General features: G+C 64.4%; 25 protein-coding genes. 12 read left to right on the top strand and 13 right to left on the bottom strand.

Annotated elements, in window-relative coordinates; translation table 11 throughout:
* Positions 1–104: 104 nt before the first annotated feature.
* The 3 genes from ACWIEX_RS11980 to ACWIEX_RS11970 form a co-directional block, all read right to left on the bottom strand.
* Positions 105–359, bottom strand: coding sequence for a hypothetical protein (locus ACWIEX_RS11980; RefSeq protein WP_454033218.1), 255 nt, complete (start codon positions 357–359; stop codon positions 105–107).
* Positions 360–504: 145 nt separating this feature from the next.
* Entirely contained in the window at positions 505–759 is a 255-nt protein-coding gene (locus ACWIEX_RS11975) for a DUF6894 family protein (RefSeq protein ID WP_454033217.1), read from the bottom strand.
* Positions 760–775: 16 nt separating this feature from the next.
* The gene (locus ACWIEX_RS11970) at positions 776–985 is read right to left on the bottom strand and encodes a hypothetical protein (protein ID WP_454033216.1); all 210 of its coding nucleotides are present in this window, start codon (positions 983–985) and stop codon (positions 776–778) included.
* A 199-nt stretch (positions 986–1,184) separates the two neighbouring features.
* Here ACWIEX_RS11970 and ACWIEX_RS11965 point away from each other — a divergent pair, with 199 nt between their 5' ends.
* From ACWIEX_RS11965 to ACWIEX_RS11950, 4 genes are all read left to right on the top strand, one after another.
* Positions 1,185–1,430 (top strand): hypothetical protein, encoded by a 246-nt coding sequence (locus tag ACWIEX_RS11965; protein ID WP_454033215.1) that lies wholly within the window; start codon positions 1,185–1,187, stop codon positions 1,428–1,430.
* A gap of 126 nt (positions 1,431–1,556) precedes the next feature.
* A complete protein-coding gene (locus ACWIEX_RS11960) occupies positions 1,557–2,120 on the top strand; it encodes a PRC-barrel domain-containing protein (protein ID WP_454033214.1) in 564 nt (187 codons plus the stop codon).
* A 272-nt stretch (positions 2,121–2,392) separates the two neighbouring features.
* Positions 2,393–2,794, top strand: a complete 402-nt coding sequence (locus ACWIEX_RS11955) for a PRC-barrel domain-containing protein (protein ID WP_454033213.1) — start codon at positions 2,393–2,395, stop codon at positions 2,792–2,794.
* A gap of 46 nt (positions 2,795–2,840) precedes the next feature.
* Complete coding sequence (locus ACWIEX_RS11950) at positions 2,841–3,044, top strand: CsbD family protein (RefSeq protein WP_061966307.1); 204 nt, start codon at positions 2,841–2,843, stop codon at positions 3,042–3,044.
* A gap of 149 nt (positions 3,045–3,193) precedes the next feature.
* Here ACWIEX_RS11950 and xth read toward each other — a convergent pair whose 3' ends face one another.
* The 5 genes from xth to ACWIEX_RS11925 all read right to left on the bottom strand — a co-directional run bounded on the left by xth (position 3,194) and on the right by ACWIEX_RS11925 (position 6,012).
* Complete coding sequence (gene xth, locus ACWIEX_RS11945) at positions 3,194–3,970, bottom strand: exodeoxyribonuclease III (protein WP_454033212.1); 777 nt, start codon at positions 3,968–3,970, stop codon at positions 3,194–3,196.
* Positions 3,971–3,993: 23 nt separating this feature from the next.
* Positions 3,994–4,635, bottom strand: a complete 642-nt coding sequence (locus ACWIEX_RS11940; protein ID WP_454033211.1) for a dienelactone hydrolase family protein — start codon at positions 4,633–4,635, stop codon at positions 3,994–3,996.
* A complete protein-coding gene (locus tag ACWIEX_RS11935) occupies positions 4,635–4,874 on the bottom strand; it encodes a DUF2171 domain-containing protein (protein WP_454033210.1) in 240 nt (79 codons plus the stop codon). Before ACWIEX_RS11935 ends, ACWIEX_RS11940 begins: the two co-directional genes overlap by 1 nt.
* Before the next feature lie 173 nt (positions 4,875–5,047).
* A complete protein-coding gene (locus ACWIEX_RS11930; RefSeq protein ID WP_454033209.1) occupies positions 5,048–5,572 on the bottom strand; it encodes a cupin in 525 nt (174 codons plus the stop codon).
* Positions 5,573–5,760: 188 nt separating this feature from the next.
* Complete coding sequence (locus tag ACWIEX_RS11925) at positions 5,761–6,012, bottom strand: hypothetical protein (RefSeq protein ID WP_454033208.1); 252 nt, start codon at positions 6,010–6,012, stop codon at positions 5,761–5,763.
* 222 nt (positions 6,013–6,234) lie between these two features.
* On the opposite strand from ACWIEX_RS11925, the gene ACWIEX_RS11920 reads away from it, so the two are divergent.
* The 5 genes from ACWIEX_RS11920 to treZ all read left to right on the top strand — a co-directional run bounded on the left by ACWIEX_RS11920 (position 6,235) and on the right by treZ (position 9,925).
* Positions 6,235–6,438, top strand: coding sequence for a DUF3606 domain-containing protein (locus ACWIEX_RS11920; RefSeq protein ID WP_454033207.1), 204 nt, complete (start codon positions 6,235–6,237; stop codon positions 6,436–6,438).
* A 191-nt stretch (positions 6,439–6,629) separates the two neighbouring features.
* The gene (locus ACWIEX_RS11915; RefSeq protein ID WP_454033206.1) at positions 6,630–6,836 is read left to right on the top strand and encodes a hypothetical protein; all 207 of its coding nucleotides are present in this window, start codon (positions 6,630–6,632) and stop codon (positions 6,834–6,836) included.
* Positions 6,837–7,035: 199 nt separating this feature from the next.
* Positions 7,036–7,458 carry a hypothetical protein gene (locus ACWIEX_RS11910; RefSeq protein ID WP_454033205.1) on the top strand — a complete coding sequence of 141 codons (423 nt, stop codon included), beginning with the start codon at positions 7,036–7,038 and terminating at the stop codon, positions 7,456–7,458.
* An 85-nt stretch (positions 7,459–7,543) separates the two neighbouring features.
* Complete coding sequence (locus tag ACWIEX_RS11905; RefSeq protein ID WP_454033204.1) at positions 7,544–7,978, top strand: pyridoxamine 5'-phosphate oxidase family protein; 435 nt, start codon at positions 7,544–7,546, stop codon at positions 7,976–7,978.
* Between the two features lie 195 nt (positions 7,979–8,173).
* Positions 8,174–9,925 carry a malto-oligosyltrehalose trehalohydrolase gene (gene treZ / locus ACWIEX_RS11900; RefSeq protein WP_454033203.1) on the top strand — a complete coding sequence of 584 codons (1,752 nt, stop codon included), beginning with the start codon at positions 8,174–8,176 and terminating at the stop codon, positions 9,923–9,925.
* A 4-nt stretch (positions 9,926–9,929) separates the two neighbouring features.
* Here treZ and treY read toward each other — a convergent pair whose 3' ends face one another.
* Positions 9,930–12,473, bottom strand: a complete 2,544-nt coding sequence (gene treY / locus ACWIEX_RS11895) for a malto-oligosyltrehalose synthase (RefSeq protein WP_454033502.1) — start codon at positions 12,471–12,473, stop codon at positions 9,930–9,932.
* 197 nt (positions 12,474–12,670) lie between these two features.
* Here treY and ACWIEX_RS11890 point away from each other — a divergent pair, with 197 nt between their 5' ends.
* Complete coding sequence (locus tag ACWIEX_RS11890; RefSeq protein ID WP_454033202.1) at positions 12,671–12,874, top strand: hypothetical protein; 204 nt, start codon at positions 12,671–12,673, stop codon at positions 12,872–12,874.
* A 4-nt stretch (positions 12,875–12,878) separates the two neighbouring features.
* Here ACWIEX_RS11890 and malQ read toward each other — a convergent pair whose 3' ends face one another.
* Together malQ and glgB are read right to left on the bottom strand one after the other, a co-directional pair.
* On the bottom strand, positions 12,879–14,921 hold the full coding sequence (malQ, locus tag ACWIEX_RS11885; protein ID WP_454033201.1) for a 4-alpha-glucanotransferase: 2,043 nt from the start codon (positions 14,919–14,921) through the stop codon (positions 12,879–12,881).
* Positions 14,918–17,128 carry a 1,4-alpha-glucan branching protein GlgB gene (glgB, locus tag ACWIEX_RS11880; protein WP_454033200.1) on the bottom strand — a complete coding sequence of 737 codons (2,211 nt, stop codon included), beginning with the start codon at positions 17,126–17,128 and terminating at the stop codon, positions 14,918–14,920. Before glgB ends, malQ begins: the two co-directional genes overlap by 4 nt.
* Positions 17,129–17,316: 188 nt before the next feature.
* Between glgB and ACWIEX_RS11875 the strand changes: the two genes are divergently transcribed.
* Positions 17,317–17,580, top strand: coding sequence for a DUF2934 domain-containing protein (locus ACWIEX_RS11875; protein ID WP_454033199.1), 264 nt, complete (start codon positions 17,317–17,319; stop codon positions 17,578–17,580).
* Between the two features lie 53 nt (positions 17,581–17,633).
* Here the strand turns inward: ACWIEX_RS11875 and glgA are convergent, their stop codons facing one another.
* Positions 17,634–19,166, bottom strand: coding sequence for a glycogen synthase GlgA (glgA, locus tag ACWIEX_RS11870; protein WP_454033501.1), 1,533 nt, complete (start codon positions 19,164–19,166; stop codon positions 17,634–17,636).
* Positions 19,167–19,385: 219 nt separating this feature from the next.
* Here glgA and glgX (ACWIEX_RS11865) point away from each other — a divergent pair, with 219 nt between their 5' ends.
* On the top strand, positions 19,386–21,458 hold the full coding sequence (gene glgX / locus ACWIEX_RS11865) for a glycogen debranching protein GlgX (protein WP_454033198.1): 2,073 nt from the start codon (positions 19,386–19,388) through the stop codon (positions 21,456–21,458).
* On the opposite strand, the gene glgX (ACWIEX_RS11860) is transcribed toward glgX (ACWIEX_RS11865), so the two are convergent.
* Entirely contained in the window at positions 21,459–23,423 is a 1,965-nt protein-coding gene (gene glgX, locus ACWIEX_RS11860) for a glycogen debranching protein GlgX (protein WP_454033197.1), read from the bottom strand. It abuts the gene before it with no gap.
* Between the last annotated feature and the right edge of the window lie 2 nt (positions 23,424–23,425).

The raw sequence follows: 23,425 nt of genomic DNA, 5'->3' as shown, positions 1-23,425 counted from the left end.
GCCTTTCCGCCCAAGCGGAGGACGATCAACCCGTGAGTGATACAACGGTCTCTCGAAGCCGCTTTCCTCGCCGGGAATTGGCCCAAGTCGGCAGCCACTTGCGCCTAGGCCGCAGCAGGCATCTCCACGCGCCCGGTAACCGCCAGATAGCGGACGCTGGAATGCATCACCGCCACAACAATACCCGTCCCATCATCGCACTCGATGCGAAGCCGATCGTGGAGCAAAGCGGGATCAAGTTGCGAGGTGTCACACAGCAGATAGCCCGCTCGAGTTTTGTCGAAGCTGCTGCCAAACTGAAACGTCAGAGGAAGGCTGCGCCCGTCGCGCAGGATCAAATGGCCCTTACCGGTATGCATCACAGGTCTCCGCCTGGGCGGCATCAACATGCGCCGCCAGCGGTCATTTCCATAAGCGGCATGGAGACAACTGCGCTCATATGAGGCGCTTCAAACAAGACGATGTCTATGTCATTTGATAGGAAGACTGCCTGTCAAGCTGCCGTTAATCTTCTAGCCGACTATCGTTCGTGGGAGGATCGATATCGGCGCTTTGGAAGGCGATATGGCCCCGATAGATAATGCGCTTGGCATGTTGCACCTGGAAGGTCATCTCGCCTCGCTCGCCATCCGTTAGCGCATCATGAGCGGCTTCGGAAAAGGCCCTCCGACCTTCGGCTCTGGCCGACTTATCGTTGGGTAGATCGAGGTCGACGTAGTGCGAGCTGCCGTTATCGGTGATGAAGCGATAGGTAGGCATGGGATGTCCGTTTGGGTTAGTTCCAGGCGGTAGCGTCATCGTGGGATTTGTCCCACTGCATGATCGCTTGGACGAGGGATGCCAACTCATCCGCTTGGGCAGAACCCTCCGGATATTCGGCCAGCTCGCTCGCCCGCTTGGTCGCTTTCTCGTACTCCTCAATCGATCCGATGCTGAAGGTCGTGCTCTGCACGGGCATGGGGACTAGAACCTGTTCGAATGGCATGGCGGACCTCACTCTGATCCGGAGCTAACTGCTTGAGATGCGGGCAGTTCCTCATTTGCATATTTTTGCATGCGCCAGGAGTTGAGAGCCTGATTGAACAGCTTTGGCGACAGGGATTTGCTGACGAGGGAAGGCGCGCCAGCTGCGACGGAACAACCGCTGGCTTTCGCCGTTCCGAGCCAGACAGGAGGACGCAGCCATGGCTAAAGATCAACCGGAAGCTCTCGCAACCTTCGCTGCCACTGCCCGAAATGACGGGAAGAAGCCTAACGACATTGGCCTTCACGCTACGGGCGAAACCGAAGCCATCCCCACCGACCCCAAGCAAAAGGCCGATGCAGCGACCAAGGTGTTACGAGAGGGCGTCCTTCGTAAGGACCAGGGAGCCGAAGAAGCAATCGATGCCTTGCCCGATCGTACGCGAGATATCGATAAGCGCTCCTGACCCGGCCGGGAGGCATCGCTACAAGGTCGCCGTGTCAATGAACCCGAGACTTATCATAAGCTAAGGTCGGCACCTCTTCGACCTGATAACCTTGCCGGCGGCTCCGGGGACATTCAGGGGCGAGACATGCCGCATCGATTCAAGCTGGGCGAACGCGTCGGCTTAGCGTTTGGCTTCCACGACCAAGACGCGAGCGGGCTCTACGAGGTCACTGCGCTGCTTCCCACACGGCCCGACGGTGATCCACAATATCGCGTCAAGGGGAGTGATGACCGCGAGCATGTGATTGGCGAACGGCAGATCGGCGCCGCGAACGTGGTTGAGCGGCCAGCGCTCCGCCAAAGCTCCCATAATCCCATTACGAATGAGCTCAACCGTGTTCGTGACGAACATCGACATATCAAACCGCAATCAATGGGCGGGCGCAATCCTTCTGCAGACAAGCTGTATGGCGCGCCCGTCTTTGATCCGGCGGGGAAGAAAATCGGGACGGTGCTGCAGATTCAGGGAGCTGGTCGATCCCTACAGGTCACTGTAGAAGTCGGAGGATTTTTCGGGATTGGCGCCCGCGCGATCACTCTCAAAGAGAATGAAATCACGTTGCGCAAGGCGGATGACGGCTCCATTCGAGGGGAAACCACGCTAACCAATGACGCTTTGAAGGACCGCGCGACCGATAACGAGATCTAGCGTCGCTCTGTAGATGCGTCGCAGCGGTGGCGGGTCTCCGGCACTGGAGTGCTTCCGGGCGCGATGATCCTTTCCTAAACGTCACCCTGGCCGGAACCATAAGCGGCTCACTCTTGTTTGGTGATCATTCTCCTGTCTCACCCCGACAGATCGAACTCACCCGCCAGCGCCAGCGCTGGCGGGTTTTTTGTTGATCGATGTTTTCATCAGGAACATTGGCGTCCGGGCTCGGTTGTGGAGGCGGCTGGGAAATATGTCTGGAGAATTCTAATATGCGTAAAATGCTCGTCGCCCTCGCTGTTACCTCGACGATCTTCGTAGGTAGCGCCGCTTATGCTCAGACCGCGACGACAACTGCGCGTGAAGTCTATATCAAGGCGCAGCCGACGGACGTTCTCAGCAGCAATCTCATTGGCCTGAACGTTCAGAATAACGCCAAGGATACCGTCGGTGAGATCAAGGATCTCGTCGTTTCCAATGGCAGCCTGTCCGGGCTCATCATGTCGGTGGGCGGCTTCCTTGGTATCGGCGAGCGCTACGTCATCGTCGCGCCGTCAGCGGTGAAGGTCGTCTACTCCGAGAACGACAAGAAGTGGTCCGCGACCATGGACACGACCAAGGATGCCCTGAAGGCCGCGCCGGAGTTCAAGTACGAAGGCCGCTGGAAGCGCTAACGCGCCGTTCGCCTTTATCCGCAACTCGAAACTGATGGAGGTCCCGATGGACTGGAATCGCGTCGAAGGAAACTGGAAGCAGCTCAAGGGCAAGGTCAAGGAGCAGTGGGGCAAGCTGACCGATGACGATCTCGACGTCATTGCCGGCAAGCGCGATCAGCTCGAAGGCAAGATCCAGGAGCGCTACGGCATCGAGAAGGACAAGGTGAAGACTGACGTCGACACCTGGTATAATCGCCAGACATGGTGATCACCGACGGCTGAGCCCCTCGCTGCCCAGCGTGTGCTCGCCGTGTGAGGAAGCCCGGCCCTTTCCAGTGGGGCCGGGCTTTCGCGCGTTGAGGCCCGGGTATCGTGTCGAGAGCCTGTGAAGCGGTGAAAGCTCTGCCGCGCCCACGCCTATGCCGGAAGAAGCTCGATCATCACTGGCGCGTGGTCGCTCGTGTGCTCCCAGCCTCTCGGCGACCGTCGGACCTCCGCGGATTTCAACCGCGGCGCCAGTGTAGGGCTGAGCAGGACGTGGTCGAGGCGAAGGCCGGCGTCGCGTTCGAACGAGTTCCGCCAATACTTCCAGAACGTGTAGATGCGCTCTCCCGGATGAAGGTGCCTGATAGCGTCCGTCCAACCCTGATTGACCAGGTCGGCATAGGCTCTTCGGACCTCCGGACGAAAAAGGGCGTCATCTCGCCATCGCTCTGGTGCGTAGACATCGAGCTCGGTCGGCATGACGTTAAAGTCGCCTACAAGTGCGATCGGCACGTCGTGGGAGAGAAGCTCTTCTGCATAACTCAGCAAGCGGGCGAACCAGCGGAGCTTGTACTCGAATTTGGGGCCGGGGGCGGGATTGCCGTTGGGAAGATAAAGACACCCAATCAGTACCCCGTTCACCGCGGCCTCGATATAGCGGCTATGGCTGTCGTCAGGATCTCCGGGCAATCCTCGGCGCGTTAGGACCGGCGATCCGCCCCTCGCGAGGATCGCGACGCCATTCCAGCTCTTCTGACCGTACCAAACCGCCGCGTAGCCGGCTTTCTGCAGTTCGCGCTCGGGAAAGCGGTTCTCTGAGCATTTAAGCTCTTGCAGGCACACGACATCGGGATGGTCCTGCTCCAGCCACCGGAGCAGAACCGGCAACCGGCCATTGATGCCGTTCACATTATAGGTCGCGACCTTCAACGAAGGCTCCTCCAACACGCTCGTCAGAGGTGCTCGCGCAGGAATGCTTGTGTCCGCGCGATCGCGTCGGGCCAGCTCCCAAGAGACAGGCCATGTCCTTCGCCGGGATAGATATGGCTCTGGACAGAGCCCCCATTGCTCTTGACCAGTCTCTCGATGGCTTCGGCGTTGGACACCGGCACCACTCGGTCAGCATCCCCATGCAGAATAAGCGTAGGGGGCAGCGAAGCTCGATCCAGGCCTGGCGGCAGAAATCCGAAGAAGTCGACAACGGCTTTGATCCTGCGATCGCGCGCCGCCAGCGCCAAGCCCAATGCGCCGCCAAGCGAAAAGCCGACAACGGCGAAGCGGGCCTGCTGATCGCCCGTGATCGTCTCAATCGCTTCCAGCCAGACCGGAAACTTGCTTTTGATTTCGCCGTATCGGGCCCGCTGATCGCCGGTCGCCTCGAAGTAGCGCGGTAGCAGGACGTTGTAGCCAGCCCCCGCGATCATGTTCGCGGCGAACTGATATCGGCCACTATTCGTCAGACCGTCCGAACCATAGAGGAGGATGACGCTGCCTACAGAGGCGCTCGGACCGAAGCGGTCGACTGCGACGCTCGCCTGAGCGGGGCCAGCGACGATGGTCGCGCCGGCTCCAGCAACGAAATGGCGTCGGTCCATTACTCGGCCGCCTCCGACCATCTCTCTTTGGCTTCAGCGGCCGGGACGATCAGCTTGATCGTATCGTCATCGAGCGCAACGACGAGCGCCAGGTCGAGGTAATGATGGGCTCCTCCCGACTCGGGATCATTGTTCTTCAGCTTGATGAGCTGGCCACTCAAAGAATCGACGGTTCCGACATGTCCTTCATCGGAGCCGATGACACGCTGGCCTTCCTTGATTTGCTCTACGAACATCATGCGTTGCTCTCCTTCAGAACGTCACGGAACGGCAACGGACCGTCTGGCACCGAAGTTCCAATGTGCCGAGGTGGCGACGATACACAGGATTGAGAGCTGGCGACGGTACAGCGGATCGATTTCGCGCGCTTCGTCACCTGTCAGCCGGAAGGCAAGTCCGGCATTTGCGAACATCAAGCGATGCTGACGGTCGCCCATAGTCTGAGCATCGGACCCTCATCACCCAGAACCGGATCTTTGGGTGGAAAGCTCAAAAGGGCGATCCTCTGTTTCATCGCAGGCGATGCTTCCTCGCGAACGATGTCTCCGGTCTGGCCGGGAGGGTATGCGCCGATCACGAGGAAATCCGCGCTCTGCTTGAGGCGCCGATGCCCAGTTCGCGCGCGCAGTACCAAGACGTCGCCAGCTTGTACCCTGATCTCCCGGTCGCCGTCTCCGCCAAGTACCAGCTCGGCCGATCCGACTGCTATGCCGAGAACCTCATGGCCCTGCGTATGATAGTGCTCGAAATCGAAAATCCCGTCTCGCCGCTGTGGCGGCCACCCGTTGTCTTGAAAGCGCTTCTCCATGGACGTGGCGAGGTCACTTGTCGCCGTAGGATCGAACGCCTTTTCGTAGATCAGGGCCGACAACCTGAGATTATTCGGGACGAAGCCCCGTGGCTCGAAATGCAAGGCGGTTACCAGCACGCGGGTCATGGGAGCATCTCCAAAAATGCTCGCTGAACTCCGCCATATCATCGGACGTTCCGTTGTTCTGAGCCGCGTATCAGGGCAGACCGCAGATGCCACGATGGCGCCAACCGGTGTGTAGCCCGGGAAGGAGCAGCTCGCCGAGTGTCTAGCTTCGGAAAGACCCGACAAGCTCTAGGCCTCGGACCACGCGCCTAGGCCCGGCGGGTCCGCGTCTCTGCCAGAAAGCGCTGAATCGCCTTGTTCGCCATCTCCTTCGTGTCCTCCGTGCCCAACGCTACAGACGCGATGACAAACTTCATGCGCTGGCTCTGTCGCTCGCGATCATCCGGCGGCACACCTTGCTCAACATAGCTCCACGCTGTTTCCCATGCCGAGGTCGCCCGTGCGATCGCATCTGCATCCTCAAGAATGGCGAAGGGGTTCGGATGAGTCGATCGGAGCATGAGCTTAAAGGTCCCAAACTTGAGAGGCGTACCAGGCCAGTATGGCCACCGCCATCATTCCAACCACGACGAAAACCGGCTCATCCATTGCCCGCTCCGCAACCCGCGAACCCATACGCGCTAGGCTAAAAATGGTTCCGCACCTGTAGGACGTTTGAGCGGAAAAAGCGCGTCGGAACTCGACGCGCTCCTGTCGATTGAACTGCGAGACGGGAGAGACAGATGGCAGACGACAAGACAAATCGAGGCCCTCAGGACCGCTCGCGGATCAATCTGAGCGAGGAGTACGAGGTTCGCTATTGGACCGACAAGTTGGGGGTGTCGAAGGCTCAGCTTAAAGACGCAATGCGCGAGATTGGTGCTTCTGCGGAGGCCGTTGAATCCGAGCTTCGGCGGTCGACGCTCGCCAGTGGACCGAAACAGTGAGCGCGACAATCCAAATTCACCGCGACGGCGACGAGTGGATCATCGATGACGGCTCGGCGCGCATTCGTGACCACGCCGGCGGTCGGCATCGTTGAGCGCTTCGTCGACCAGCGGGGGCATGAAAACCGCTCGCGTCCCGAAGCAGCTCGACCGGTGTCGCCCGAACAGACGAGGCGCCCGGAGTGAGTGTCATGACAACGAAGACCCATAACTACGAGGTTCTAGAAATCACGAAGCTCGTGGTCAGCCCCAACGGCGGCGATGGCGCTGTCATCGCCATGCATTGCGCCGGTGGCCAGCGTGTGCGGCTTGTTCTGGCTCCACAACCACTCGCACAGCTCGAGGGTCTGCTGGACCGCGCCAATCTGGAGCAGCTGGAGCATCAGCAAATTCACTGAGGTCGCAGACGGAAAGACAACCTGCGGCCAGTCCCTCCTGCGTGGCTTCAGGCGCGATACTGAAGGGGCCACGCACTTCCGGAACGGTGGCGGCACCAGTGAAGTTCCTCGGTGACCCAAGCTCTCGAACCGCCGACGCAAGGGCCACAGAATGGGACCTTCCGAGCCAATCACCAATGGTCGCGAGCTCGCCCTTCGCATGAACGCGGCGTTCCCCGGTCGTGACTGGATCGCGATGCTGACGGATTGCTCCGGCTGTCCTCGCGATTATGTCGAATGGCATTTCCAGGAGGAAATGGTTCCTTCCGAAGCGATCCTCACGGCCGCCGGGAAACTTCTCGCGCAAGCCGAGCTCGCTCGTGACGGAGGGGGGTCTAGCTGTCGTGCTTTGATGTCTAAAATCCGAACCTACGATGACCTCGCTCGCGCGCTAAAGCGCTTTGAAGAGCTCTTCGGTGCGCCCGACGGTACTGCAGAAGCAAGCGAGCTCCTTGAGATTTCGAGCAGCCTCAGATTCTTTGAGGACCAGATTGCTGCCCGGATTGCTGCGAGGAAGCTCGCAACGAGCACGCTTTTGGACAGCCTACCTCGCAACTGTCCCCATCCAGCTAACCTGCCATAGAGGCATTCTTTCGGAGTTTCGGAACATGCCTAGCCCCGGCCCGTTCGGTCTCCACCAAGGCCACCCCACGAACCGGGAGAACGTTATGGGCGAGCTCACCCTCAGCGGCATCGCGGAAAAGATGAAAGACATCGACTTCTGCATGCTTACGACAATGACCGGCGATGGGAACCTCTCAAGCCGCCCGATGAGCAATAATCGCGATGTCGACTACGACGGAGATTCTTGGTTCTTTGCCTACGATGACGCCCGGTTTATCCAGGATGTCCGAGCCAACGACCAAGTGGGGCTGACGTTCGCCGGCGATAAGAGCCTGCTGGGCAAACCCGGTCTCTTCATCGCGGTCGAGGGCAAGGCGAGCTTGATCACAGACCGCCTCGCTTTTGAGGAGCACTGGATCGACGACATGGAGCGCTGGTTTCCCCAAGGGATCGAGACCCCGGGCATCGTATTGCTGAATGTGCGCGCGTCCCGGGTGCATTACTGGGATGCCGACGAGGAGGGGGAAATCAGGGTCTGACGAGTATTAGGTTGGTGGCGGCCGAACGTCGTTCGCCGCGCCACCTCGCGCCGATCAGCCCGCGGGACGGAATTTATCTCGGAGCGCAAGGCTCGGGTAGCGTTGATGTCGGATGGGAGATAATCGCTGCATCAAGACGTGACCGATCCGAGCGAATCGCCCCGACGAACCGCTTCACGCCCATAGCGAACGAGGATGACCGAGTTCTCACACACGAATTGGAAGCGCTTCCCCGTCGGCGCATCACGAAAGGGTTCGGCCTCGACGTTTCGACTATGGGCGCCCGCGCTTTCTGAAGTCCGGATCGAGATCGGCGGCGAAGGCGGAAGCATTGCTATGGTCGCGATCGGCGACGGCTGGTTTGAGCACCATGACGACCTGCCGTTCGGAACGCGATATCGCTACCGGTCGCAAGATGGGCTAACCTTTCCTGATCCCGCCTCGCGGAGCCAGGACGGCGGGGTTCATGGTTGGAGCGTCCTGACCGACCCGACCTCCTATTCCTGGCGCTCTGCGGATTGGTGCGGCCGGCCCTGGCGCGAAACCGTTCTGTACGAAATCCATCCCGGGCTCGCCGGTGGCTTTGCCGGGGTCGCAGATGAACTGCCTCGTCTCGCCGATCTCGGCATCACCGCGATCGAGCTGATGCCGATCGCCGATTTTCCAGGCGAGCGGTCATGGGGCTATGACGGCGTCCTGCCCTTCGCGCCCGCCTCTGCCTACGGCTCGCCCGATGATCTGAAGCGGCTGGTGGACCGGGCGCATGAACTCGGCCTCGCCGTCCATCTCGACGTCGTGTTCAATCATTTCGGTCCGGATGGCTGCTATCTGCACGCCTACGCACCCGCATTCTTCCGGGCCGGCAGCCACACGCCCTGGGGCGCGGCGATCGACTTCGACCGGCCGGAGGTGCGCGCCTATTTCATCGCCTGCGCGGTGCAGTGGCTCGATGAATATCGTTTCGATGGGCTGCGGCTCGATGCCGTCCACGCCATTCCCTCGCTCGATTTCCTGCTGGATTTCGAGCGTGAGGTCCGTCGTGCCATCCCGGCGGAGCGCATGATTGCGCTGGTGGTCGAAAACGATGCCAACGATTCCAGATTGCTGTCGCGTTTCGACGCGCAATGGAACGACGATTTCCATCACGCGGTCCATATCCTGCTGACGGGGGAGGTTGCGACCTATTACGGCAGCTTTGCCGCCGAGCCTGCCCGCCATCTGGCGCGCGTGCTGGCGGAAGGCTTCGCGTTCCAGGGCGAAGTCGCCTCGTTCAGCGGCGAGCCGCGCGGCCGGCCAAGCGGGCATCTCGCGCCGTCGCGCTTCGTCAACTGCCTTCAGAATCACGACCAGATCGGCAATCGCCTGTTCGGTGAGCGCCTGCTGGCGCTGGCCGATCCCGCCGCACTCCGCGCCGCCGTCGCGCTCCTGCTGCTGACCCCGCAGGTTCCGCTGATCTTCATGGGGGAGGAATACGGCAGCCGCACGCCTTTCCTTTATTTCACCGATCATCACGAGGAGCTGGCCCAGGCCGTGCGGGAAGGGCGCAGGCGCGAATTCGCTCATGCCGCCCCCGATGGAGAGCGCAGGCTTTTCGATCCCAATGCCGAGGAGACCTTTGCGGCGAGCCGGCCGGCCGGCGGCGAGGACGGTGCGAAATGGAATGCGCTGTATCGCGGTCTCATCGCGCTGCGGCAGGAGCGGATCGTGCCCCATCTCGATAGCTGTCGCAGCATGGGCGCGGTCGCCATCGGCGCGCAGGCCGTCAGGGCGTCATGGGGGCTGGGCGGCGGAACCCTGACGCTTCTGGTGAATTTCGGCGAAACGCCCGTCACCGACACGCGACCCGAAGGTGCGGAAATCTTCGCCCTGGGTGACGCGGAGCAGCGGGCCGACGGCTTGCGGCTCGGCGCGCGGTCGTTCCGGGCGTTTATCTCGCACGGATCGTGACCGTTCAGCGATCGGCGAGCAGCACGCGGCAGCCGAGCCCCGGATCGGCGAGTGCGACGCGGTCGCCCGTGATGGGCGCTCCCATCAGCGCCCGCCAGCCCCCGGATACGCCCGGCAGAGCGACGGACGTATCGGCCCACCATCCTGCTCGCAGCGCAAGCCCGTCATCGACGTCGGGAGGCGAGGCAGTCGGCACAATCACGGCAAGAATCTGCGTCTCGGTCTCCCGGCGGAAAGCGATCAGATCCTCGGCCCGCGGCCCCTGCACCGCCAGGGGCCCGTAGCTGGCTTCGCGGAACAATGCTGGATGGTCCCGCCGCGCTGCGAGGAGGCGCCGGAGGACAGCTTGCTTGATCCGGCCGTTCTTCCAATCCATGCGGAGAAGGTCTTCCGCGGCGCCGTCTGCCAGCGCCTTCTGTCGGGCCGCGAAATCCACGGGGCGGCGGTTGTCGGGATCGACCATGCTCAAGTCCCAGAACTCGCAGCCCTGATAGATGTCGGGGATGCCGGGAACGGTGCATTGAAGGATGACCTGCGCCAGGCCGTTCAGGGCGCTGGCCGGTCCGATATGTGCGAGAAATTGCTCCAGTGCATCGTGGAAGCGTGGGTTGCCCTGCCGATCGAGCAAGGCACGCAGGAAAACCTCCGACAGCTGCTCATAGGCCTCGTTCGGGGCGGCCCAGCCGGTGCGCAGCTTCGCCTCGCGCAAAGCCTTGCGCCACCAGCCGCCGATGCGATCGGCGTAATCGCCGGCCTCTTCCTCCAGTGGCCAGGTGCCGATCAGCATCTGGTAGAGCATGTATTCGTCCCCGCGATCGAGCCCTTCCGGCCGGATCGGGTCGTTGATCGCGAACCAGCCTTGCACCTCGTCCGTCCAGGATTGCGGGTCCCGGCTGATCGTTGCGAGGCGGGCGCGGACATCGGCTCCGCGCTTGTGATCATGCGTCGACAAGGCAAGCATGGCTCCCGGCTGGAGATGCGCCCGCTCGGCCATGGCCTGGTGGAAGTCCGATCCGGACAGCGCAAACCGCGCCGCATCGAAGCCGACATCGTTGCGCGAGAGCAGGCGGCCATAGCGATAGAACGCGGTATCCTCGACGCTGCGCGCCGCAAGCGGCGAGGTGAGCTGGTTGAAGCGGCGGATCACCGCGCGCCGCGCACTCTGCTCCAGCGCGGCTTCCGTTCCGGCCATGACGGCTACCACGAAATCGATCGCGAGCAGCTCCGCCTGGGGTTGCGCGCGCGCCGCGGCCACGGCGTCGTCGAAGCCGAGGCCGGGATCCTCCGGGGCAGAGGCGCCGGTGAGGTAGGTCCGGTAGCAGTGCATGTTGCAGGCGATGGCCGCGATGGCTCGTTTCATGGCGCCCCGCGGGATATCCGCCTCGCGGCCGGCAGCTTGCGCCAGCGTCATCAGGCGGCCCGTGATCGCCTCAAGCTGTCCATCGAAAGCATGTTCCAGCACCTCGCGACGTGCCGTAAGCTCCTCGTCGGCGAAGGCGGCGGGACGGCCGCTGAGCCCCGACCAGAACAGGCCGAGGCGGTTCTCGTCGTCCGCCGCATGGAGAACCGCGCTGGCCTGGTCCATGAAGTCGTAGCCCGTCGTTCCGTCGGCTTTCCAACCGGAGGGGAGGGCTTCGCCGGAAGCCAGGATTTTCTCCACCACGATCCAGGCCGGGCCGGATGCAGCCCAGTCCGGGCGTCGGGGAGCCAGCGCCGCAAGCCTCGCCCGCAGCGCCACGCAATAGCTGGCAGGATCGGCCAAACCATCGACGTGATCGATCCGAAGGCCATCGATCCAGCCCTCCTCGTAGAGCGAGAAAGCGATGCGATGAGCCGCGTCGAAGGCGTCCGTACGCTCCATCCGCATGCCCGCGAGCTGGGTGATATCGAAGAAGCGGCGCCAGTTCAGGCGGTCGCCGGCATTGCGCCAGTAGTCGAGATGAAAATGCTGTCGTTCGATCAGGGCGCGCAAGGCCTCGGGCCGGCCCTGCGTGTTCGCGAGAGCAGCGCGGAGCTCCGCATCATCCTCCGGCCGGATCGGAAAGAGGTGCTCGCCATAGCGTATCGCAAAACCGTCGCGCTCCGGGTCGTCGACCAGCACGAATTGTCCCGTTGCGAGCGCCTCGTCGAAAGGCTCTCCGAGGAAGGGCGCATGGATCCGTCCATCGAGCAGCGGGTCGGCCTCGTCGAAATCGATGTCGAACCAGCTCGCATAGCGGCTGCCGCGTCCGTATTTCAGCAGGTCGAGCCACATCGCATTGTCGTCGCCGCCGACGGCGACATGGTTCGGCACGATGTCGAGGACGATGCCGATACCTTCGGTGCGGAGGGCCCGGGCCATGGCCCGGAAGCCGTCCGGGCCGCCAAGCTCCGGATTGACCGCGTCATAGCTGATGACGTCGTAGCCATGCAGGGAGCCGGCGCGGGCGGCCAGGATCGGAGAGGAATATACATGGCTGATCCCGAGCTCGCGCAGGTACCCGGCCAACGCCGCTCCGGCCGCGAAAGGGAAACCTTTGTGGAACTGCAGTCGATAAGTGGCCCGCACCGGATGTGCCTGCGTCACGATTCCCCCGTTTCCGCCGGCCGATCCGCGCCGCCGCCTCTCTCCCAACGCGGTTTCGCGGCTTGAGGTTTCGCGTCTCCGCGATCATCAGCGAAGCCTTCGGGATGGTGCGTCGGAACACCGCATCCGGGTCGGGGAACAGCGCGCTCAAAGGCGCGTTCAGCCGCCGGAGGTGAACCATGCAAGTTGCTCCGATCCGTTCCCCGATCGACATGCTGCGCGCGCAGTCCCGTTTGAAGCTGCTGGGGGTCTGCACGCCCGGCACGGCCGACGAGATTGAAAGCGCCGCGCTTCGCGATGCCATCGAGCATTATCGCTGCGTCACGGAAACGCCGGACATCTCTCGACGTTCTCCGGGTATCGTCAGACCGCCGCACGCCTGAATGGTCAGCCGGAGCGATTGCCCCTTAAGGGCGCCAATCGATGACGGAGATGACCGCCGTCGAGGGCCTGAGCGGCGTCGCCGGCAAGGCGGTGCCGCCAGTTCGGTTTCTCGAAGGTCGTGCCCGGGACATTAGGCTGGACGCGCAGGCCGAGCGCATCCTCGATCGGCACGATCTTCAGCGTGCAAGGCGTCGCGCCGACATAGCGGATCGCCGCATCGACCACAGGGTCGCTATCCTCCGGTGCGGGACGCTCACCTTCAGCGAGGCCGGCATCCCTGAACGCGCCCCAGAGCACGCCGCGGTCCCAGGCCCTGACATCCTCGGCCTCGCGGGTATCGCTGGGGGCGTCGAGATCGGAGCCGGCCCACCAGCCGGCAACGGGTACCAGGTCATGGGAGCTGGTCAGCGCCACCGCATCGCGGTCCCAATCCCAGGGGCGGACATAGCCGTGCTGGGTCCGCTCGAAACGCAGGACGCGCAGGCCTGCCACACCCTGCGCGCGCAGGTCGTCGCGGAAGCCATAGGGAAGGGTGCCCAGGTCTTCGCCGATGACGATGGCGCGATGGCGCCAGGATTCCAGCGCGATCAGGCGGAACAGCGTCTCGGAGGGAAAGCTGACATAGGCGCCGTCGAGCGCGCCCGCCCCGTCCGGAATCAGCCAGAGACGGTTCATGCCCATGACATGGTCGATGCGGATGCCCCCGACATGACGCAGGCTCGCCCGCAGCGTCTCGATGAAGGGGGAATAGCCGCTGGCCGCGAGGCCACGCGGCGAGAACGTCGTCAGCGCCCAGTTCTGGCCATCGGCGGCATAATAGTCCGGCGGCGCGCCGATGCTCAGCCCATGCAGGATTTCATCCTGCCGGCTCCAGGCATGGCTGCCGGCGCCATCCATGCCGATGGCGAGATCGGCGATGAGGCCGACCGTCATGCCGGCCTCCCGGCAGGCGCGCTGCGCGGCGCCATAGGACAGGCTCGTCAGCCATTGCAGGAAGAGCTGATAGCGGACGTCGCCGGCATGGGCTTCGGCGAAAGCGGCAACCTGCGGGCTGTCCGGATCGCGATAGCCGGGCTGCCAGTTCCGCCAGGATCGCAAGGTCGGGTCGCGCGCGAGTTCGGCCGCGTGCAGCACTTCGAAGATCGCATGGGAGCGCAGCAGGGGCGAGGCTTCCGCGGCATGACGCTTGAACGCGCTGCGGCTCTCTCCAGTCTGGCCCAAGGCCTCGAAGAGGGCGCGCAGGAAGCGCTGCCGCAGCGGCGTCGCCGCCAGCCAGTCGATCTGGTCGAGCCGCGATAGCCGTTCCATCTCCTCGGCAAGGCCTGCCTGCGCGGCAATGCTGCGGATCAGGTCGCTCGAAAACGCCACGGCCGGGTCGGCGTGCAGCGGATTGTAGAAGAGCCGTGTCGAAGGCGAATAGGGGCTGAACTGGGCGGGCAGCGCTCCGTAAAGCGCATGGACCGGGCTGATCGCGAGGGCGTCCGCCCCGAGGCCGGCGGCGGCCCGGCCCAATGCGGCCACGCCCGCGAAGTTGCCGATGCCGCCATCATCGGCGCTGCGCAGCGAATAGATCTGCGCGGCAAGGCCCCAGCCGGTCCGGCCTCCCGACAGATCGGAAAAGGGGATGCAGCGCGCCGGAGCGACCGCAAGCGTGACGGCTGCGCCGCCGATCCGGAGGGTATGGTAGCCGGGCTCGTCGAAGGGAGGCAGGACGAGGCGGTCTCCCGTTCGCTCCGCCTTGAGAATGCGGCGCGCTCCGTTCTCCAGAACCGCATCTATATCGTTCTCGCCGCCCCCGGCGACCGGCAACTCGACCGGCTGCCCGACCCGCGCGGTCAGAAGCGGCGACGAGCCTGCGAGCGGCACCGCTTCCACCGCGGCAAGGGAATTGCGCAAGCTCGCATCCGTGTCGCCGGGCAGGCCGAGCGCGTGCAGGATCGCGCGCAGACTGTCGGGCGAGACCTGTCGCAGCGTGCCGGTCTGGTCGGTCCATTCGGGGGCGATCCCGGCGCGGGTGGCGAGCTGGCGCAGCAGATCGTCGCTCATTCGGCCGCCCCCGCATGCTCCAGCACGAGAAGCGCGAGCGGCGGCAGGGTCAGCGACAGGGACTGCGCCTGCCCGTGGGAGGCGACGGCCTCGGTCGTGGCGTGCCCGCCATTGCCGAGGCCCGAGCCCCCATAGCTTTCCGCATCGCTGTTGAGACGTTCCACCCAGCGCCCCGCGGCGGCGACGCCGACGCGGTAGTCATGGCGCGGCACGGGCGTCATGTTGGCGACCACGACGAGCGGCGGCCTTCCATCGCCGGCCGAGCGGGTGAAGGCGAAGACGGCATTGGCCTGGTCATCCGCGATCATCCAGCCGAAACCCTCGGCGCCATGGTCGAGACGATGCAGGCTGGGGTGACCGCGATAGAGCGCATTGAGGTCGCGCACCAATCGCATCGCCCCGCGGCGGCGGCCATCATCGTCCGAAGGCCAAGGGAAGGGCGCATCGACATTCCATTCCTCCTCCTGGCCGAATTCGCAGCCCATGAAGAGCAGCTTCTTGCCGGGATGCGTCCACATCAAGGAGAGGCACAGCCGCAGGTTGGCGAAACGCTGCCAGTCGTCGCCGGGCATGCGGGAGATGAGCGACCCTTTGCCGTGGACCACCTCGTCATGTGAGATCGGCAGCACGAAGTTCTCGGAGAAGGCGTAGATCAAGCCGAAGGTGACGTCGTCGCCGTGGTAGCCGCGATGGATCGGGTCCCGCGCGAAATAGCGCAGGGTGTCGTGCATCCAGCCCATGTTCCATTTGAAATGGAAGCCGAGCCCGCCATGGTGGACCGGCGCGGTGACGCCCGGCCAGGCCGTCGATTCCTCGGCGATGGTGATGGCGCCGCGCCCGCGGGCGCCGACAAGGGTGTTGAGCTCCTGGAAGAAGGAGATCGCCTCGAAATTCTCGCGACCGCCGAGGTGGTTCGGCACCCATTCGCCGGGTTCGCGGCTGTAGTCGCGATAGAGCATGGACGCGACCGCGTCGACGCGCAGGCCGTCGAGATGGAAGGTCTCCAGCCACCACAACGCCGAGGCGATCAGGAAGCCGCGGACCTCGCGCCGGCCGACATTGTAGATCAGCGTATTCCAGTCGCGGTGGAAGCCCTGGCGCGGATCTTGATGCTCGTAGAGCGCGGTGCCGTCGAAGCGCGCGAGCCCGTGCTGGTCCGAGGGGAAATGAGCGGGCACCCAGTCCAGGATCACGCCGATCCCGGCCGCGTGGCAGCGGTCGACGAAGCGCGCGAAGGCCTCGGGCGGGCCCAGCCGTGCCGTGGGGGCGAAGAGGCCGAGCGGCTGATAGCCCCATGAGCCGCCGAAGGGATGCTCCGTGATCGGCAGGAGCTCGACATGGCTGAAGCCCATATGCTCAAGATAGGGGATCAACCTGTCGCAGGCCTCGTCCCAACTGCCCATCCGGCCCCATTCGGTCCTGAGCCAGGAGCCGACATGGACCTCGTAGATGGCGAGCGGCTCCGCCATCGGGTTCGCACGCTCGCGCCTTTCCAGCCACCCGGCATCGCTCCAGCTGAAATCCGGAGCAGCGGCGACGATGGAGCCGGTCCGCGGAGGCTCCTCGTGCCGGCGGCCGAGCGGATCGGCCTTCCAGGGCAGCTTTTCGCCGTTCTGTGCGGTGATCGCATATTTATAGACGGCGCCCGGGCCGATGCCGGGGATGAACAGCTCCCAGATGCCGGGCCCGAGCCGGCGCCGCATCGGGTGGCGGCGGGCATCCCAGCTGTTGAAATCGCCGACGACCGCGACCTGCGCGGCATTCGGTGCCCAGACGGCGAAGAGCACGCCATCGACGCCGTCGAAGGACCACGGATTGGCGCCGAGCCGTGTCGAGAGGTCGAAATGCCGCCCTTCGGCAAAAAGATAGATATCGTCCTCCGACAGCGACAGGCCGAAGGCGTAGGGATCGGCCGCCTCGACGATGCCGTCGGGCCAGGAAATGCGCAGCCGGTAGGAGCCTACCGCCGGGGCGGATACCTGGAAGATGCCGTCCCCTTGCGTAATCATCGGCACCGCGCTGCGCTCCTCGCCCTCTCCCGTGACGAGTTCGGCGTAGTTGCAGCCGGGCAGGAAGGCCCGCACGAAGCTGCCGCCGGTGAAGGCATGGCGACCCAGGACGGCGAAGGGGTCGGGATGGCGCCCTTCCTCCAGCAACACCAGATCGTGTGGAGCCAGGGCGGGCAGAGCAGGTGCAGACTGGCGCATAAACGGGCTTATCCGAAAGACGAGAGGTGTTCCGCCCGGGAGGTGGAATCGGTGATGATGCAACGCAGCAGAACAGGTCTCCGTTCCGCGACCGCACCATCGCCGAAAGGCCGGGGCGAACGGCGGAACCAACCACTCCTGCCACCGTTCATCCACCGCGTTTCAGCCGCCTTTCGAGGAGACAGATGATGAGCCGGGAACAGATCGTCCGCGATACCGCCTATGCGATCTGGGAGGCCGAGGGTAAGCCCGAAGGCCGCGATGCCGAGCACTGGCGACTGGCCGAAGAGCGGGTCGCTGCGAGCACCGGTCAACCCGCCAAGGCGGCGAAGCCGGTCAAGGGCAAGGTATCCGCGACCGCGAACGACAAGCCGAAAGCGACCGCCCCGGTCAAGAAGGCTGCGACCGGCAATGCGGGCGCCGGCAAATCCGCGCCGAAGGCAAAGGTTTGAGCCCGGCATCGGCGACCACGCCGGACAAGTCGCGTGTCGCCCGAGCGCCATGATCAGGCGACAAGGGCGCGAGCATAGACATCCGCATAGCGGAAGCTCGGGCGGCGCCAGTCGAAGCGCTTGGCCATGGCGTGGTCCCGCATCTGCCGGAAGGCGCGTTTCGAGCGGAAGGCTTCCAGGGCGCGGGCGACTGCCCCGGTCAAGCCCGCTCCGGTGAGACTGGAGAACAGGAAGCCGGACAATCCGTCTTCGATGGTATCGACGAGTCCGCCGGTACGGTAGGCGATCGGCAGGGCGCCGGAGCGCTGCGCATACATCTGGCTGAGGCCGCAAGGCTCGAAACGTGAGGGCATCAGCAGGAAATCGCTGGCCGCGAACAGGCGCCGCGCCTCGCCGTCGTCGAAACCGATCCGTGCGGCGACGGCGCGCGGATAGCGCTTTGCCAGCTTCTCGACGGCTTCCTCGATGCGCGGCTCGCCACGTCCGGTCACGACGAGCTGGCCGCCCTGGGCCACGATCGTTTCAGCCGCCTCCAGCGAAAGATCGATGCCCTTCTGATGGACCAGACGGGAGATGATCGAGAACAGCGGACCGCGCGAGTCCGGCAGGTCGAAGGTCCGGCGGATTTCGGCGGCGTTGCGCCGCTTCCATTGCCGGATGATCTGGTCGCCGGTGCGGCCGCCATCGATCAGTGCGTTCCAGCTATCGTCGATGCCGTTGACGATCCCGGTCAGCCGGCCTTCGTGCATGCGCGTCTTGAGAAGGCCGTCGAGGCCGCAGCCATGTTCGGCGGTGGTGATCTCGTTGGCATAGGTCTCGCTCACGGTGGTGACATGCGAGCCGTAATAGATGCCGCTCTTCAGGAACGAGATCTTGCCGTGGAATTCGGCGCCATTGATGTTGAAGGCGAGGTCCGGGATGCCCAGAAGCCGCATGCGCTGCGGGTGGTAAAGCCCCTGATAGGCCAGGTTGTGGATGGTCAGGATCGACGGGGTCGCGAGGCCCTTCCAGCGCATGTAGCCGGGTGCGAGGGCGGAGGGCCAGTCGTTCACATGGACGACATCGGGCTTCCAGTTCGGGTCGGCCTCGCCGGCGGCGATCTCCGCGGCGGCGAGCGAGAGCCGTCCGAAGCGGATGTCGTTGTCGCCGAAATCGCCCCCGCCGAACGGGCCATAGGGCGAGCCGTCACGGTCATAGAGCTCATCGCAGAGGACGGTGTAGACGATCAGGCCGTCGCTTGTGGTGAAGCGGCCGAGCGACCATGGCGGCAGGCCGGCGACGCGCGGCATCTGTCGGACGACATCCATCGCCGGCCGCGCCTTGCGGACCTGCCGGAAGCCGGGCAGCAGAACGCGAACCTCACAGAACGCCCGCAACTGCCGGGGCAATGCGGTCGAGACCTCGCCGAGACCGCCGGCCTTGATGAAATCGCCCATCTCGGACGTCACGAACAAAAGCTTGGTGGTGGCTGCGATCGGGGAGGGACGATCGGCGATGTCGTCCTTAACGACTGGGGCATAGTGCAGGGCGTGGCCTGAGGTCGCGGGCAAGCCTCCGATTTCGGCCAGCTTCAGCACATCTGTCATCGTCACGTCCTCGGCATCCCGCGAAGCACAACAGGCCGCCAATCCCCGAGTTCCTGCTTCTTCCCAAAATAATTAGGCAAGATCGGGGCCAGCGATCCGGAACAGCTTTTGCAGCAGCACGTTGCTGCCATCGCGGCGCAGACGGGAGCGCCCTGGCGGCGATGATCCTTGCTTCCGCACGCTCGACGCGAAGGTGCTGTGACATGGCGGGAGTACGACATGACGGGTTTTGAGATCAGGCCCGGCCGGGCTTCGGAACTCGGTGCCGTGTTCGATGGCGAGGGAACGAATTTCGCATTGTTCTCGGCCCATGCCGAGCGCGTCGAGCTCTGCCTTTTCGACGAGGCGGGGCAGACGGAAACCGCGCGCATCACGCTGCCGGAATACACCGACGAGATCTTCCACGGTTATCTGCCGGGCGTCGGGCCAGGACAGCGCTACGGCTATCGCGTTCATGGTCGTTTCGCCCCCGAGGAGGGGCACCGCTTCAACCCGAACAAGCTCCTGCTCGATCCCTATGCGCGCGAGTTTTCCGGAGCCGTCGACTGGAACGATGCGCATTACGGCTACGGGCTCGGCGCCGAGGAGGACCGCGATCTCACATTCAGCAAGCTCGACAGCGCGCCCTATATGCCGAAATGCGTCGTGGTCGACTGGCAGGCCGATCCGCAGCGCCCGCCCGCGCCCGGCATCGGCTGGGACCGGACCATCTTCTACGAGACGCATGTGCGCGGCTTCACGCAACTGCACCCGGCGGTGTCCGAGAAACGCCGCGGTACCTTCGACGGCCTCGCCGAGTCCGCGGTGATCGACTACATCAAGAGCCTGGGCGTCACGACGGTCGAGCTCCTGCCGGTGCATGCCTATCTCGACGACCATCATCTCGTCGCCAAGAGCCTGTCCAACTACTGGGGCTACAACACGATCGGCTTTTTCGCGCCGATGCAGCGCTATCTCGGCCGGGCCGGCCTCTCCTCGTTCCGCGACATGGTCCGCCGCTTCCACGATGCCGGGCTCGAAGTGGTGCTGGACGTCGTCTACAACCACACGGCCGAGGGCAATGAGCTCGGCCCGACGCTGTCGTTCAAGGGGATCGACAACTTCTCCTATTACCGGACGATGCCCGGAGAACCGCGCTACTACATCAACGACACCGGCACCGGGAACACGGTCAACACCTCGCATCCGCGCGTCCTGCAGATGGTGATGGATTCCTTGCGCTACTGGACCGAGGTGATGGAGGTGGACGGCTTCCGCTTCGATCTCGGCACCATCCTCGGACGCGAACCGCACGGCTTCGATCCGCGCGGCGGCTTCTTCGACGCGATGGGGCAGGATCCGGTGCTGCGCAAGGTCAAGCTCGTCGGCGAACCCTGGGATATCGGACCCGGCGGCTATCAGGTCGGCGGCTTCCCGCCAGGCTGGGCCGAGTGGAACGACAAGTATCGCGATACGATCCGCGCCTACTGGAAGGGCGAGGAGGGGATCATCCGCGATCTCGCGGCGCGCATCACCGGATCGGGCGACGTCTACGACCAGCGCGGCCGCCGGCCCTGGGCCAGCGTGAACTTCATCACCGCCCATGACGGCTTCACCCTGGCCGATCTCGTTTCCTACAACGACAAGCACAACGAGGCGAACGGAGAGGACAATAACGACGGCCACGGCCACAATCTCTCGTTCAACCACGGGGTCGAAGGCCCGACGGAGGATGAAGGCATCGTCGCTGTCAGAGAACGCCAGAAGCGCAATCTCCTGGCGACGCTGCTTCTCTCTCACGGCACGCCGATGCTGCTCGCCGGCGACGAGCATGGCCATTCCAACCGCGGCAACAACAATGTCTACGCCCAAGACAATGACACGGCCTGGATGCGCTGGGACGAGATCACGCGGCGCGACGAGGCGCTCGCCGGCTTCGTCAGGCAGGTGATCGCATTGCGGACCGAACACCCGATCTTCCGGCGCGCATCGTTCCGGGACGGCTGCCTGCTGCGCTGGGTCAACCCTGCCGGCGGGGAGCAGCTGGAGGAACACTGGGACGATCCCGGCGTGCTGGCGATCGGCCTGCTGATGCATATGCCGGATGTCGAGGAAGGCGGCGACGAGGCCCTGATCCTGTTCAACGCCTTCGATGGCGAGGTCGTCTTCAAGGTCCCGCCGCGGGTGAAGACGGGTTCGTGGTCGGTCGTGCTGGATACCGAGACAGGGCCCAACTCCGACGAGGGCCGCAAAGGGCTGAAGGCCGACCAGGAGATCTCGCTGTCGCCGCGGTCCCTGATCGTGCTGATGTGATCAGGCTTTCCGCCACAGCGCGACGCTGCGGGCGGAAAGCACGGTCTCCGAAGCATCATCGGAGATGAACAGCCGCTCCCATCGCCCCGCCGGAAGCGTCAAGGGCACTGCTTCGCGGCTCCGGTTGACGGCGATGAACAAGCTCTCCTCGCTGCCGGCGAGGAGCAGGCAGAACGCATCGAGGCCTGCCCATTCCTGATCGGCGATCGGTGTTGCGTCAGGTTTCAGCCAGGCGGCGTCCGGTGGCTCGCCCCTGCCGGTCAGGAAGGTCTCTCCTGCCAGAAGCGGATGGCGGCGACGCAGCGTTGCAAGCGACGCGACGAAGGCGATGCGCTCGTCGTCGGCGCGCTCCCAGTCCAGCCAGGAGGTCGGGTTGTCCTGCGCATAGGCGTTGTTATTGCCGAGCTGGGTCCGCCCGAACTCGTCGCCGGCCGTCAGCATCGGGATGCCGCGCGACAGGAAAAGCGTTGCCAGCAGGGCGCGGATCTCGCGATCGCGCGAAGCTTCGATGCCATGATCGCGGGTCGGGCCCTCGGAGCCGCCGTTCCAGCTGTGGTTGTCGTTCTCGCCGTCCCGGTTCTCCTCGCCATTCGCCTCGTTGTGCTTGCGCTCGTAGGAGACGAGATCGCGAAGCGTGAAGCCGTCATGGGCGGCGATGAAATCGATGCCGGAGCGGGGACTGCGGTGGTTGCCGGCGAAGAGGTCGGAGGAGCCGGCCAACCGCGTCGCCAGTGCGCCGGCCATGCCGGGATCGCCGCGCCAGAAGCGGCGGACGTCGTCGCGATAGCGGCCGTTCCATTCGGCGAAAGGAGCGGGGAATTCGCCGAGGCGATAACCGGCGGGGCCGATATCCCAGGGTTCGGCGATCAGGATGGCGCGCGCAAGCTCGGGATCCTGCAGGATGGCGCCGAAGAGCGGAGCGTCGGGCGTGAAGCCGGTCTCCGTGCGCCCCATCACCGTGCCAAGATCGAACCGGAAACCGGCGACACCGAGGCGCAGCCAATATCGCAAGGCATCCATCGCCAGGCGCACGACCGGGGCGCGGTCGAGCGCAAGCGTATGGCCGCAGCCGGTGTCGTTGACGAGACGGCCGGGATCGTCGGCGGCGTGGCGGTAATAGACGGCATTGTCGAGGCCACGCAGGCTGATCGTGGCACCGAATTCATCGCTTTCGGCGGTGTGGTTCAGGACGATGTCGAGGATCACGCCGATGCCGGCCCTGGCATAGGCGGCGCAGAGCGCGGCGAGCTCGGCCGGCCCACCGGGCGCGAGCCGCGGATCAAGCGCGAAGAAATTGACGGGGTTGTAGCCCCAGGCATTGGCGAGGCCGAGGGGCGGCAGGTGGCGTTCGTCCATCCAGGCGGCAACCGGCATAAGCTCGACATGGCTGACGCCGAGCCTTTGCAGATGGGCGATGACGGCGGGCTCGCGCAGGGCGGCGAGCGTTCCCCGCAAGGATGGCGGCACGGCCGGATGGCGCATGCTGAAGGACCGGACGCCGAGCTCGTAGATGAATTCGGGGGCCGCTGCTGCGGAGGCCTGCTCCTCGCCAGGAATTTGCAGAGGCTGGACGATGCTGCGCGGCACCAGCGCGGCTGTTTCCGCGCCATGGCGTGCCAGCTCCGGATCCCAGCGAAAAGGGCGGTCGATCAGCGTCGCATAGGGGTCGACGAGCAGCTTCGCCGGGTCGAACCGATGGCCGCGTTCCGGTTGCCAGGGACCCTCGACACGCAAGCCGTAGTGCAGCCCCGCGCCGGCACCTTCCAGCAATCCATGATGGATGTCGCCGGTGCGACATGGCAGCGGCAGCCGTGCGAGCTCGGTCTCGCCGGTTTCGTCGAAGATGGAGACGAGGACGCGCGTGCCATGACGCGAGAAGACGGCGAAGCCGACGCCGCCGTCCACAAGGGATGGGCCCGTTCGCGCCGGCGCCGCGCCGGGCCTGATCCGCAGGGACTGGGCCAAGG

The organism is Allobosea sp. NPDC055353 (genome assembly GCF_053644975.1).
The sequence above is the reverse complement of the archived record's forward strand: the minus strand, read 5'-3'. Positions and strand labels throughout refer to the sequence as shown.